Source organism: Streptomyces sp. NPDC020362 (assembly GCF_040642095.1).
Lineage (GTDB): Bacteria > Actinomycetota > Actinomycetes > Streptomycetales > Streptomycetaceae > Streptomyces.
In genome coordinates this window covers 43,142-56,540 of record NZ_JBFAET010000013.1, presented here as the reverse complement: position 1 = coordinate 56,540, position 13,399 = coordinate 43,142, and the positions used below count along the sequence as shown (strand labels likewise).

Genomic DNA, 13,399 nt, shown 5'->3' with positions numbered 1-13,399 from the left:
TGCATGTCCGTCATCACGCGCGACGAAGCGCAGCTCCGAGCACAGCTCCTCGACGTCCACCGCTACACGATCGAGCTCGACCTCACCACGGGGGACGAGACCTTCGACTCCCGCACCGTGATCAGGTTCAGTGCGCGGTCCGACGGGGACACGTTCGTGGAGCTGAAGCCCGCCGAGCTGCGCGCCGTCACCCTGGACGGACAGCCGCTCGACCCGGAGTCCTTCCACGACGACCGGCTGCCGCTGAAGAACCTCACCGCCGGCGAGCACGAGCTGTGCGTCGACGCGGTCATGCGCTACTCCCGCACCGGTGAGGGCATGCACCGCTTCACCGACCCCACCGACGGCGAGACGTACGTCTACACCCAGCTGTTCCTGGACGACGTCCAGCGGGTCTTCGCCGCCTTCGACCAGCCCGACCTGAAGGCCGTCTTCGACCTCACCGTCACCGCGCCGCAGGGCTGGACCGTCCTCGCCAACGGCATCACCGAGCACCTCGGCGAGGGCCGCTGGAAGGCGGCCCCGACCCCGCTGATCTCCACCTACCTCGTCGCCGTCGCCGCCGGCCCCTGGCACTCGGTGCGCACCGAGCACCGCGGCCTGCCCTTCGGCATCCACTGCCGCCGCTCCCTCGCGCCCCACCTCGACGCCGACACCGAGGAGATCCTCGAGGTCACGCGCGCGTGCTTCGACCGGTACCACGAGAAGTTCGAGGAGCCCTACCCCTTCGACTCCTACGACCAGGCGTTCGTACCCGAGTTCAACGCCGGCGCCATGGAGAACCCGGGCCTGGTCACCTTCCGCGACGAGTTCGTCTACCGGTCGGCCGTCACCGACACCGAGCGGCAGACCCGCGCCATGGTCATCGCCCACGAGATGGCCCACATGTGGTTCGGCGACCTGGTCACCCTCAAGTGGTGGGACGACATCTGGCTGAACGAGTCCTTCGCCGAGTACATGGGCTACCAGACCACGCTGGAGGCGACCCGCTTCACCGAACCGTGGGTCGAGTTCGGCGTCACCCGCAAGGCCTGGGGCTACGACGCCGACCAGCGCCCCTCCACCCACCCGGTGGCCCCCGAGGCCGTCGACGACACCGCCGCCGCCCTGCTCAACTTCGACGGCATCTCCTACGCCAAGGGTGCCTCCGCGCTGCGCCAGCTGGTCGCATGGCTGGGCGAGAAGGACTTCCTCGCCGGCATCAACATCCACTTCCAGCGGCACAAGTTCGCCAACGCGACCCTCGCCGACTTCATCGACTCCCTCGCCGCCGCCACCGAGCGCGACGTCCACGCCTGGGCCGACGCCTGGCTGAGCACCACCGGCGTGGACACGCTCACCCCGGCGATGAAGTCCGCCAACGGCGCCTGCACGCTGACCGTCGACCGCGCGGGCAGCCGCCCGCACCGCGTCAGCGTCGGCCTGTACGACCGCGACCTCACCGACGAGGGACGCCTCGTCCTGCGCGAACGCATCGGCCTCGACGTCCCGCAGACCGACCCGCAGCCCATCGGCAAACGCCCCGCGCTGCTCCTGCTCAACGACGGCGACCTGACCTACGCCAAGGTCCGCTTCGACGGCGAGTCCTTCGAGTCGATCCGCGCCGCTCTGTCCGGGCTGCCCGACCCGCTCACCCGCGCGGTCGTGTGGAACGCCCTCAGGGACGCCGTACGGGACGGGGAACTCCCGCCCTCCGCCTACCTGGAGACGGCTCGCACCCACCTCCCGCTGGAGACCGACCTGGCCCTCGTCCAGGGCGTCCTCGCCTTCGCCTCCGCCCACGTCGCCGACCGCTACCTGCGCCCCGAGGACCGGCCGGCCGCCCTCGCCACCCTCACCGCGCTCTGCCGCGACCTGCTGCGCCGCACGGAAGACGGCGACAACCCCGGCCTGCGCCTGATCGCCGTACGGCACTTCGTCGACGTCGCCGCCCACCCCGACGCCATCGCCGCCTGGCTCGCCGACGGCACGGTGCCCGGCGGCCCCGAGCTGGACCCCGACCTGCGCTGGCGCATCCTCGGCCGGCTCGCCGTGCTCGGCGCCACCGACGAGGCAGCCATCGCCGCCGAGCTGGACCGCGACCCGTCCGCCACCGGCCAGGAGGGCGCCGCCACCTGCCGCGCCGCCCTGCCGGACCTGCAGGCCAAGCGCGCGGCCTGGGAGGCGATGTTCACCGGCGACGACCTGTCCAACTACCTGTTCACGGCGACCGCGCGGGGCTTCTGGCAGCCCGAACAGGCCGATCTGGTCCGGGAGTACGTGCCGCGCTACTACGAGGACGTGGTCGCTCTCGCCGCCCGCCGCGGCCCGGCCATCGCGGCCGCCGCCGGCCGCTGGGCCTTCCCGCAGCACGCCGTCGACGCCGAGCACCTCGCCCTCGGTGAGGCCTGCCTGCGGGAGGCCGACCCGGTGGTCGCCCTGCGCCGCAGGCTGGTCGACGAACTGGACGACCTGGCACGGGCGTTGCGGGTGCGCGGGGAGTAGGACCGGCGGCGCAGTCCGGGCTGGTCCCTGCCGACGATGCGGCGGGCCGGTCGTCCTACCTGGGCCCGGTGGGCCAAGGAAGGACGACCGGCCCGCCCCCCGGCGCGGGGACGCGAGCGGGACTGCCGCCGTGGTGCGAGGCCGTGGCCGTGGCGGTGAGGACGCAAGCGGGCCCGCAGCCGCGGCAGTTCGGGCGGGAGCAGGTCCGCGGTTCTACCGGCCGGGGCGCAACTCGGCATGCAGCATGGCCCCTTCCCGCGGTCCCGCCCGCCGGTTGCCCGCTTCCGTGGGCGCCGGTGCGGCGGGGTCCAGAGTGAAACCGAGCCGCTCCAGGAAGCGTGCACCGGAGGGCCAGCCGGCCGGCACCGTCGCCGTGACCAGGGACGTCTCCCCGGCCCGGGTCAGCAGGCCCTCGGCCAGCGCTCGGCCGAGGCCCCGGCCCCGCGCCCAGGGCGCCAGCAGGAACAGGCCCACCGCCACCGCACCGGGCCCGGGATGGTCCCGTACGGCGTCCACCAGACCCGCGACCACACCGTCCCGCTCCAGTACCAGGAGCACCTTGTCCTCGGGGCGCGCGCCCGGCGGCAGCGAGTAGAACAGGCTCTGCACGTCACCCGGCCCCGACGGCAGCCCCGTCGCCGCCACGAACCAGTCCTCGCACTCCTCGAACAGCGTCAGCAGCGGAGCCTCGTCCGAGGGAGAGGGCTCACGCACCACCACCCGTTCACCGGGCACGTCGATCGTCCATGCGTCAACCATCCGGTCGACGTTAGCCGCGGGCGACCACGGTTCCAACGCCTTTTCCCCGTACGGCAGTACCCACTTTCGGGTTCCGGTCGTTGGGCTTTCCGGACGCGCGGCCCTCTTCCCGTACAAGCTGGAAGTCCCCGTACAGAAGCCCCGTACACGACCCCTCGTACGCAAGCTCCCGTCCCCGTAGTCGAACCCTCGCGCAGAAGCGGCCGTACCAGCCGGCAACCGCACGGATGTCGACCCTGCCCCCGCGCCCCGGAGGAGAGCCCATGAGTACGCCGCCCCTCGCCTCAGGACCCGACGGTCCCGAGGCCCTGCGTCCGCTCCTGGACACCGTCCTCGACGCCCTCGCGGCCGGCCGGTGGGCCCGCGGCGGCCCGCTGCCCGCCGGAGGGCCCCGGCGCGTCGCCGCACGCGTCGCCGACGTCCTCGGGGAGGCGCTGCCGGACGACGGCGACCCCGACGCCCTGCGTGCCCTCGTGCAGGCCCTCGCCGAGGGCGCCGCCGACCCCGCGGACCCGCTGTGCGCGGCCCACCTGCACTGCCCCCCGCTCGCCGTCGCCGTCGCCGCCGACCTCGCTGTGAGCGCCCTCAACCCGTCCCTGGACTCCTGGGACCAGGCCCCGGCCGCCTCCGCGCTGGAGGCCGAGGTCACCCGCGCCCTCGCGCACGAGATCGGTCTGGCCGACGCCCTGGTCACCACCGGCGGCACCGAATCCAACCAGCTCGCCCTGCTGCTCGCACGCGAGGCCCACGGCGGCAGCGTCCAGCTGATCTGCGGGGCCGGCGCCCACCACTCGCTGCCGCGTGCCGCCTGGCTGCTCGGGCTGCCCGACCCGGTCGTCGTCCCCACCCCGAACGGCCTGCTCGACCCCGCCGCCCTGCATGAGGCGCTCACCGCGCTCTCCGGCCCGCTGCTGGTCGCCGCCACGGCCGGCACCACCGACGCCGGCCTCATCGACCCGATCCCGGAGATCGCCGGCCTGTGCACCGCACACGGCGCCCGCCTGCACATCGACGCCGCCTACGGTGGCGGCCTCGCCTTCAGCGACCGCCACCGCGAGAAGCTCGCCGGACTCGAAACCGCCCACACCGTCACCCTCGACCTGCACAAACTCGGCTGGCAGCCGGTCGCCGCCGGCCTGCTCGCCGTCGCCCGGCCCCGCGAACTCGCCGTCCTCCACCAGCGTGCCGACTACCTCAACGCCGACGACGACACCGAAGCCGGACTGCCCGACCTGCTCGACCGCTCCCTGCGCACCACCCGCCGCCCGGACGTCCTCAAGATCGCCGTCACCCTGAGGACACTGGGCCGCAGCGGCCTCGGCGCCCTGGTCGACGAGGTCTGCGCCCGCGCCCGCGCCTTCGCCGCCCTCGTCCAGGACCACCCCGGCTTCGAGCTGTACGACCGGCCCGTCATCAGCACGGTCCTCTTCCGGCCCGTCGAGGCCGACGACGCCGCCGTGGCCGCCGCACGCCGCAGGCTGCTGCACGAGGGCCGGGCCGTCCTCGGCCGGGCCCGCCTCGACGGCCGGCTCTGGCTCAAGGCCACCCTCCTCAACCCGCACACCCGGCCGGACGAACTGGCCCGGCTCCTCGCACTCGTAGAAGCAACGACCCCCGAGAAATCGACCCCCGAGAAATCGACGCGCGAGGAACCGACCCCCGAAGGAACGACCCCCTAAGGAACGACCCCCAGATGACCACCCCCCCAACCCATGAGCCGGACTCCCCCCGTGACCTCGTCGGCATCGGCATCGGACCGTGCAACCTCTCCCTCGCCGCCCTCGCCCACCCGCTCGCCGAACTCGACGCCGTGTTCTACGAGCAGCGCCCCGGCTTCGACTGGCACCCCGGCCTGCTCATCGAGGGCGCCACCGTCCAAGTGCCCTTCCTCGCCGATCTGGTGACCCTCGCCGACCCCACGAGCCCCTGGAGCTTCCTCAACTACCTGCGGACCCGGGAGCGGCTCGTCCCCTTCTACTTCGCCGAGCGCTTCCACATCCACCGCGCCGAGTACGACGCCTACGGCCGCTGGGTCTCCCGGCAACTGCCCGGGCTGTGTTTCGGCCATCAGGCCGACGCCGTCCGGTGGAACCCCGAACGCGACGTGTTCGAGGTCGACTTCACCCGGCTCGACGCCGAGGGGGAGGCCGAGTCCACGGGCCGCACCTACACCCGCAACGTCGTCCTCGGTGTCGGCACCGCCCCCTACGTGCCAGACCCCCTCAAGCCCCTCGTGGAGGCGTCCGGTGTCCCGGTCGTGCACGCCGCCGACTACCTCGACCACCGCGCCGCCGTCCTCGCCGCCGACCACGTCACCGTCGTAGGCTCCGGACAGTCCGGCGCCGAGGTCTTCCTCGACCTGCTGCGCCACCGCCCCGCGGGCCGCGAGCAGCTGCACTGGATCGGCCGCACCGAGGCGTTCGCCCCGATGGAGTACTCCAAACTCGGCCTGGAGCACTTCACCCCCGACTACACCCGCTACTTCCACGCCCTCGCCGAACCCGTCCGCGACCGGCTCGTCGCCGCCCAGGGGCAGCTGCACAAGGGCATCGACGCGGGCACCCTCGCCGCCATCCACGACGAGCTGTACCGGCGCACCCTGCACGGCGGCTGGCCCGACGTCGTCCTCACCCCGGGCGTCCGCGTCCGCACCGCCGGGCGCATCGCCACCACCAAGGTCGAACTCCACCTGGAACACCTCCAGCAGGACAGCCGCTCCCGGCTCACCACCGACGCCGTCGTCCTCGCCACCGGCTACCGCCAGCGCCCCCTCGACCGCATCCTGGCCGGGCTCGACTCCTACCTGCGCCGCGACAGCAGCGAACGCCCACGCATCGACGAGGAGTTCAGGCTGGTCCTGGACCCCTCGGTCACCGGTTCGGTGTACGTCCAGAACGCCGAGCTGCACACCCACGGCGTCGGCGCCCCCGACCTCGGCCTCGCGGCGTGGCGCAGCGCCACCATCCTCAACTCCCTCACCGGCAAGGAGCCCTACCCGCTGCCGAGCAGAACGGCTTTCACCACGTTCGGGCTTCAGGAGCCGGGCCACCGGGTTCCGCAGACCAGACAGGCGCAACAGCTGACACCGCTCGTCGAGGGAAGGTGACGGGAGGGCGGAGCCGACAGGAACCCACCGACGGCGGTGCCGGGCCTGCCATGGCAACGCCGTGGATCACCCGCCCACCGCACCGCCGTCACCGGCCCCGCGAGCGGTTCGCGCCGCCCGTCGTGGGCGCTGCGTCGTGTGCGCTCCGGCCGCCCGGGCGGGACGCACATGACACAGTGGGGCGTATGACCTCTGAGCCCACCGCTCCGTACGGCACCCCCGACGCCCCCCTCCTCGTGGTCCGCGGCGAGGCCGACCTCGAGGCCGATCCCGAGGTCGCCCGCATCGGTGTCACCGTGAGTGCCCGCGGTCGCGACCGGCGCTCCACGCTCGACGACCTCACCCGCCGCAACGCCGCCGTTCTCGACCTCGTGAAGTCCTACGGGGACGCGGTGGAGGAGCTGTCCACCGGCGCCTTCTCCATCACCCCGGAACTGACCGAGCGCGGCCGGGGCGAGCGGGTGCGCAGCTACCAGGGACGGGTCCACCTCGGCGCCGAGTTCGCCGACTTCACCGTCCTCGGTGAACTGACCACCCGGCTGGCCGACTTGGAGCTGACCCGGGTGGACGGCCCCTGGTGGTCCCTGCGCCCCGGCTCACCGGTGCATGCCGAGGCCCGGCGGCGGGCCGTCGCCGACGCGGTCCAACGGGCCCGGGAGTACGCCGAGGCCCTGGGCACCTCGGTCGCCGCCCTGATCGAACTGGCCGACACCGGCGCCGAGCGCCCGCGGGCCGGCGGGGCGGTCTACGGCCGGGGTGTCCGGCGGATGAGCATGGCCGACACGTCCGAGGCGGTCGAACCCCTCGACCTGGAACCCTCGCGCCAGCGGGTGACCGCTCAGGTCAGCGCGCAATTCACGATGCTGCCGCCGCGGCTTTGAAGTGCGCGGCCGGGAACCGATGACCGGAAAGAATCGCTCGTAGGAGCGGGTCACTGCGCAATTCAACACTTGTCAATATCCCTTTACTCAAAGGTTGTTGAGTGGTCATGTAGCCCGGATTCTCTACCGGCGGGTAAGGCCTAGGGTCGAATCATGCGCCGAGCAAAGATCGTTTGTACCCTGGGTCCCGCCACCGACTCGTACGACCAGATCAAGGCACTGGTCGAGGCCGGAATGGACGTCGCCCGCTTCAACCTCAGCCACGGCACTCATGCCGATCACGAGGAGCGTTACCAGCGGGTACGAAAGGCGGCCGACGAAACCGGCCGCAGTGTGGGAATCCTCGCCGACCTTCAAGGTCCGAAGATCCGGCTCGGCCGTTTCAGCGAAGGACCCGTACTCCTTGAACGCGGCGACTCCTTCACCATCACCGTGGAGGAGGGCGTCGAGGGCGACCGGAACCGGTGCGGCACCACCTACGCCGGCCTCGCCGCCGACGTCACCCCGGGTGAGCGCGTCCTCGTGGACGACGGCAAGGTCTGCCTGGAGGTCACGGCCGTCGACGGACCCCGGGTGCGCACCCGGGTCGTCGAAGGCGGTGTCATCTCCGACCACAAGGGCCTCAACCTCCCCGGCGTCTCCGTCTCGGTACCCGCCCTCTCCGGGAAGGACGAGGACGACCTGCGCTGGGCGCTGCGCACCGGCTTCGACGTCATCGCCCTCTCCTTCGTCCGCAGCGGCAAGGACGTCGAGGACGTCCACCGCATCATGGACGAGGAGGGCCGCCGCCTCCCGGTGATCGCCAAGGTCGAGAAGCCGCAGGCCGTCGACGCGATCGACGACATCGTCGCCTCCTTCGACGGCATCATGGTCGCGCGCGGGGACCTCGGCGTGGAGATGCCGCTGGAGCAGGTGCCGATCGTGCAGAAGCGTGCGATCAAGCTCGCCCGGCGCAACGCCAAGCCGGTCATCGTGGCCACCCAGATGCTGGACTCGATGATCGACAACTCCCGCCCGACCCGCGCCGAGGCCTCGGACGTGGCCAATGCGGTCATCGACGGCACGGACGCGGTGATGCTCTCCGGCGAGACCAGCGTCGGCAAGTACCCGATCGAGACCGTGCGGACCATGGCGAAGATCGTCGAGGCGGCCGAGGAGGACCTGCTCGCCAAGGGGCTTCCGCCGCTGACCGAGCGGAACAAGCCGCGCACCCAGGGCGGAGCGGTCGCCCGGGCCGCCGCCGAGATGGGCGACTTCCTCGGCGCGAAGTTCCTGGTGGCCTTCACGCAGTCGGGAGACACCGCCCGGCGCCTGTCCCGTTACCGCTCGCCCATCCCGCTGCTGGCCTTCACCCCGGAGCAGGCCACCCGTTCCCAGCTCAGTCTGACCTGGGGCGCGGAGACCTTCCTCGGCCCGCACGTCGACTCCACGGACGCGATGGTCGACCAGGTGGACGAGCTGCTGCTGAAGTACGGCCGCTGTCGGAAAGGTGACGTCGTGGTCATCACGGCGGGTTCCCCGCCCGGTGTCTCCGGCTCGACCAACATGGTCCGGGTGCACCACATCGGCGAGGACGACAGCCCCGGCTGACGGTCCCGGGGAACGGCAAAGGGCCCCTCACGGCAAGGGGCCCATCGGAAAAGCTGACCTTGGAATCCAAGGAAAAGTGCCCCGAGTCGGACTCGAACCGACACTGTACGGGTTTTGAATCCGTTGCCTGCTGCCAATTGGGCTACCGGGGCTCGCAGAATCAAAGGTTTCCCCCGACCCTCCGCGCGTCCACCATACCGTAGCTAGGTAGGCTCTTGTAAGCAGTGCCCGTGCCCCGAACGAGGAGCCCCTGTGACCGCCGAGTCGCCCCAGCCCGTAGACGCGCCCGACGACGACAAGTCGCACGTGCCTCCGCTGACGACCCGTGTCGTCATCGCCGAGGACGAGGCCCTGATCCGCCTCGACCTGAAGGAGATGCTCGAGGAGGAGGGCTACACCGTCGTCGGCGAGGCGGGAGACGGGGAGCAGGCCGTGGAGCTGGCCCGCGAGCACAAGCCGGACCTGGTGATCCTCGATGTGAAGATGCCCAAGCTGGACGGCATCTCCGCGGCCGAGAAGATCGCCGAGGAGTCCATCGCCCCGGTCCTGATGCTCACCGCCTTCTCGCAGCGCGACCTCGTCGAGCGCGCCCGGGACGCCGGTGCCATGGCGTACCTGGTGAAGCCGTTCAGCAAGAGCGACGTCGTACCGGCCATCGAGATGGCCGTCTCCCGGTTCACCGAGCTGAAGCAGCTGGAGAAGGAGGTCGCCGACCTCACCCTGCGGCTGGAGACCCGCAAGCTGGTCGACCGCGCCAAGTCCATTCTTCAGACCGAGTACGGGCTGACCGAGCCCGCCGCCTTCCGCTGGATCCAGAAGACCTCCATGGACCGCCGCCTGTCGATGCAGCAGGTCGCCGAGGCCGTCATCGCGGACAACGAGGAGAAGAAGGCCACCAAGAAGGCCTGACCCCCGCAGCCGAACGAAGAGGCCCGCGCCCCGGAGAAGAGGGCGCGGGCCTTCGCGCCCCAGGTGTGGGGCGCGGGACTTTGTTCGGTGTGCGGGTCCGTCGCGCGGACGCGACCGGTCACGACGGACCCGCAGCGTTCGAACGGCGCTTCCAGCGGGGCGTCTAGTCCTCGCCGAGGTACGCCTTGCGCACCGACTCGTCGTGCAGCAGGTCCTGGCCGGTGCCGGACAGGACGATGGAGCCGACCTCCATCACATGGCCCTGGTCGGCGAGCGAGAGCGCCGCCTGGGCGTTCTGCTCGACCAGCAGGATCGTCGTGCCCTGGGACTTCAGCTCGGCGATCGTGGCCATGATCTTCTGCATCATGATCGGTGACAGACCCATGGACGGCTCGTCCAGCATCAGCAGCTTGGGCCGGGACATCAGCGCCCTGCCCATCGCCAGCATCTGCTGCTCACCGCCCGAGAGGGTGCCGGCGGCCTGCTTCCTGCGCTCCCCGAGGATGGGGAAGAGGTCGTAGGCGCGCTGGATGTCCTTCTCGATGCCTTCCTTGTCCTTGCGGAGGAAGGCGCCGAGCTGGAGGTTCTCGGCGATGGTCAGCCGAGGGAAGATGTGCCGGCCCTCGGGGGAGTGGGCGAGCCCGAGCGCGACGATCTTGTGCGCCGGGACGCTGGCGAGCGGCTTGCCGTCGAAGACGATCTTTCCCGAGGTGGGCTTGAGCAGACCCGACAGGGTGCGCAGGGTCGTCGTCTTGCCGGCGCCGTTGGTGCCGATGAGGGTGACGACCTGGCCGGCCTCGACGCTGAACGAGATGCCCTTGACGGCCTCGATCTTGCCGTAGGAGACCCTGAGGTCCTCGACCTCCAGCAGTGCGGTCACTGGGCCTCTCCCTTGGTGGTGCCGGTGGTGCTGTCCGCCTCGGTGCTCTCCTCGCCGGACGGTTCGGGGTCGGCGTCGGCGTCGGCGTCTGCCTCGGCCGATGCCGTGCCGGACTCGGCCTCGGCGGATGCCGTGCCGGACTCGGCGTCGGCCTCGGCCTCTGCGTCGGCTGCGGCCTCGGCTGCGGCCTCGGCGGCCTCGACCTCGGCGGCCTCCGCCTCACCGGGATCGCCCTCGAAGGGCTCGCCCAGATAGGCGGCGACGACGCGCTCGTCGGCCTGTACGACGTCGGAGGTGCCCTCGATGAGCTTCTCGCCCTGGACGAGCACGGCGACGCGGTCGCACAGGTTGAAGATGAAGCGCATGTCGTGCTCGATGACGAGGACGGCGATGCCCCTGTCCCGGATGGCGAAGACCAGTTCCTCGGTGGCCCGGGTCTCCTGCGGGTTCATGCCGGCCGTCGGCTCGTCGAGCAGCAGCAGGCCCGGCTCGCTCGCCAGTGCCCGCGCGATCTCCAGCTTGCGCTGCTCGCCGTAGGGCAGGTTGCGCGCGAGGTGGTCGCGCTTGGCCGCGAGGCCGACGAACTCCAGGAGTTCCATGGCCTTCGCCTCGGACTCCTTCTCGGCCTTGCGGAAACCGGGACCGCGCAGCAGCGCGGACCACAGGCCCTCCTTGGTCCGCGTGTGGCGGCCCACGAGGACGTTCTCCAGGACGGTCATGTTGGCGAAGAGCCGGATGTTCTGGAACGTCCGGGCGATGCCCGCCTGCGTCACCAGGTGCGGCTTGGGCGGCAGCACCTTGCCCTGGTAGGCGACCGTGCCCTCGGTGGGGATGTACAGGCCGGTGAGGCAGTTGAAGAAGGTGGTCTTGCCGGCGCCGTTCGGGCCGATGAGACCGACGATCTCGCCGCTGTTGACCGTGAAGTCGACCGAGCGGACGGCGGTCAGACCGCCGAAGCGCATCGTGACGTCACGGGCTTCGAGTACAGGTGTCGTCATGGTTCTTACGCCCCTGCCTTGGTGACGGCCGGATCGTCGGCCAGCGTCGCTTGCGCCGGTACGTCGAGCTGGCCGGTCTCGTGGAACTCCAGCTGGCGGCGGCGGTTGGCGATGATGCCCTCCGGCCGGAAGCGCATCAGCAGGATCAGCGCGATGCCGAAGGCGAACAGCTCGTAGTTCTGGAGGAACTGGAGCTTCTCCGGGACCAGGTAGAGCACACTCGCGCCGAGCAGCGGGCCGCTGACGGTGCCCATGCCGCCGAGGACGACGGCGGCCAGCAGGAACGCCGAGTTGGGCGGGGCGGCACCCGCGAACTGGTACGGCTGCGGGTTCACGCTGTAGTTCACGTGCGCCATCACGGTGCCGGCGAGGCCCGCGAGGGAGGCGCCGAGGGCGAAGGCGACCAGCTTGACGCGGAAGCCGTTGATGCCCATGGCGGTGGCGGCGGTCTCGTCCTCGCGGATGGCGATCCAGGAGCGGCCGATACGGGAGTCGGAGGCGCGGGTGAAGACGAGCACGACGATCGCCGTGACGATGAGCATCAGGAACAGGTAGTTGGCGAACCGGCCCAGGGTGAACCCGCCGATGTCGTGCGCCTCGCCCAGGTTGAACCCGAAGATGTTCAGGTCCGGGATCTGGGTGATGCCATTGGGGCCGCGGGTGATGTTCGGTCCGGAGTCACCGTCGAGGTTGTTCACGGTGATACGGAAGATCTCACCGAAGCCGAGCGTCACGATGGCCAGATAGTCGCCGCGCAGCCGCAGGGTCGGCGCGCCGATCAGCACACCGAAGACCAGCGAGGCCGCCATGCCGGTGAGGGCCGCGGCCCAGAACGGGAAGTGCACACCGGAGAACCGGGAGTACTCCGAGCCGGAGACCAGGGCGGCCGCGTAGGCGCCGACGCCGAGGAAGGCGACGTAACCGAGGTCGAGCAGACCGGTGAGGCCGACGACGATGTTCAGGCCGAGGGCGACGGTGGCGAAGATCAGGATGTTCACGCCGACGTTGGCGTTGTGGTCGTCGTTCTGGGTGAAGGGGAAGATCACGGCTGCGACGAAGGCGAGCGAGGAGGCGAACGCCTTGTGCTGGGCCGAGAGCGTCGCGAACCGGTCGACGAGACCGGTGTGCATCAGGGCCCAGGCGGCGAAGACGAACAGGAGCAGGAAGCCGATGAAGGTCTCGCTCGCGTCGTTGTCGATGCCGATGCCGTAGGTGAAGGCCACCAGGCCGAGCGCGGTGCCGGCGGTGATGATGCCGCGCTCGACGAGCGGCGACACCTTGCCGGGGCGGGGCTGCTCGGGCTTGGTGAGGTAGCCGCGGAAGCCGGTGCCAGGAGCCGGGTGGGGCAGCGCGAGGGCGCCCACGACGGGCAGCGCGGAGGCCAGCATCGCCACGAACGCGCCGGGGTCGAGGTTGACCAGGCCGCCGAGGTCGACGGCGATGGCGATGCCGGTGAACCAGCAGACGGCGAAGGCCGACAGGGCGGCCAGCAGAACGGGGGAGGTGGCGTTCGCCGGGTTCAGCCAGCGCAGCCCCTTCACGTTCCACAGGGTGAGCCCGAACAGCAGGGTGAGGGCGCCGCCCACGAGGGCCAGGATCTGCAGGCCCGCCGGGTAGCCGTAGACGGTCAGGTCGCCGGGGAAGTCGGGCGTCCAGGTCCAGCTGAGGAACGTGCTGGCGATGGTGCCCACGGCGCCGACGGCTATGAGCAGCCGGGCGGCGGCGGGCGGCAGCGGGACGGGCCCGCGCCCGGCCGCGGCCGGGGCCTTGGTGGTGGTGTCGGTCATGCTGC

At 71.2% G+C, this 13,399-nt stretch carries 10 protein-coding genes and 1 tRNA gene; 6 read left to right on the top strand and 5 right to left on the bottom strand.

Annotated elements, in window-relative coordinates; all coding sequences use genetic code 11:
- The first annotated feature begins 3 nt into the window (after window positions 1-3).
- Window positions 4-2,484 carry an aminopeptidase N gene (gene pepN, locus AB0H32_RS08520; RefSeq protein WP_361116253.1) on the top strand — a complete coding sequence of 827 codons (2,481 nt, stop codon included), beginning with the start codon at window positions 4-6 and terminating at the stop codon, window positions 2,482-2,484.
- Between the two features lie 213 nt (window positions 2,485-2,697).
- On the opposite strand, the gene AB0H32_RS08515 is transcribed toward pepN, so the two are convergent.
- Window positions 2,698-3,243: a GNAT family N-acetyltransferase gene (locus AB0H32_RS08515; protein ID WP_361116250.1), complete on the bottom strand. Its 546-nt coding sequence runs from the start codon at window positions 3,241-3,243 to the stop codon at window positions 2,698-2,700.
- Window positions 3,244-3,506: 263 nt separating this feature from the next.
- Here AB0H32_RS08515 and AB0H32_RS08510 point away from each other — a divergent pair, with 263 nt between their 5' ends.
- The 4 genes from AB0H32_RS08510 to pyk all read left to right on the top strand — a co-directional run bounded on the left by AB0H32_RS08510 (window position 3,507) and on the right by pyk (window position 8,820).
- A complete protein-coding gene (locus tag AB0H32_RS08510) occupies window positions 3,507-4,922 on the top strand; it encodes an aminotransferase class V-fold PLP-dependent enzyme (protein WP_361116247.1) in 1,416 nt (471 codons plus the stop codon).
- Between the two features lie 14 nt (window positions 4,923-4,936).
- Window positions 4,937-6,349 carry a SidA/IucD/PvdA family monooxygenase gene (locus tag AB0H32_RS08505; protein ID WP_361116244.1) on the top strand — a complete coding sequence of 471 codons (1,413 nt, stop codon included), beginning with the start codon at window positions 4,937-4,939 and terminating at the stop codon, window positions 6,347-6,349.
- 185 nt (window positions 6,350-6,534) lie between these two features.
- A complete protein-coding gene (locus tag AB0H32_RS08500) occupies window positions 6,535-7,230 on the top strand; it encodes an SIMPL domain-containing protein (RefSeq protein WP_361116241.1) in 696 nt (231 codons plus the stop codon).
- Between the two features lie 153 nt (window positions 7,231-7,383).
- Entirely contained in the window at window positions 7,384-8,820 is a 1,437-nt protein-coding gene (gene pyk, locus AB0H32_RS08495; RefSeq protein WP_361116238.1) for a pyruvate kinase, read from the top strand.
- Between the two features lie 77 nt (window positions 8,821-8,897).
- Here the strand turns inward: pyk and AB0H32_RS08490 are convergent.
- A tRNA-Leu gene (locus AB0H32_RS08490) sits at window positions 8,898-8,972 on the bottom strand.
- 100 nt (window positions 8,973-9,072) lie between these two features.
- On the opposite strand from AB0H32_RS08490, the gene AB0H32_RS08485 reads away from it, so the two are divergent.
- Window positions 9,073-9,729: a response regulator gene (locus tag AB0H32_RS08485; RefSeq protein WP_361116235.1), complete on the top strand. Its 657-nt coding sequence runs from the start codon at window positions 9,073-9,075 to the stop codon at window positions 9,727-9,729.
- A 163-nt stretch (window positions 9,730-9,892) separates the two neighbouring features.
- Here the strand turns inward: AB0H32_RS08485 and AB0H32_RS08480 are convergent, their stop codons facing one another.
- The 3 genes from AB0H32_RS08480 to AB0H32_RS08470 are packed head-to-tail and all read right to left on the bottom strand — an operon-like array spanning window position 9,893 to window position 13,394.
- Complete coding sequence (locus tag AB0H32_RS08480; protein ID WP_361116232.1) at window positions 9,893-10,609, bottom strand: ABC transporter ATP-binding protein; 717 nt, start codon at window positions 10,607-10,609, stop codon at window positions 9,893-9,895.
- Window positions 10,606-11,607 (bottom strand): ABC transporter ATP-binding protein, encoded by a 1,002-nt coding sequence (locus AB0H32_RS08475; protein ID WP_361116229.1) that lies wholly within the window; start codon window positions 11,605-11,607, stop codon window positions 10,606-10,608. The genes AB0H32_RS08480 and AB0H32_RS08475 overlap by 4 nt, the downstream gene beginning before the upstream one ends.
- A 5-nt stretch (window positions 11,608-11,612) precedes the next feature.
- Window positions 11,613-13,394, bottom strand: coding sequence for a branched-chain amino acid ABC transporter permease (locus tag AB0H32_RS08470; RefSeq protein ID WP_361116344.1), 1,782 nt, complete (start codon window positions 13,392-13,394; stop codon window positions 11,613-11,615).
- Window positions 13,395-13,399 lie beyond the last annotated feature (5 nt).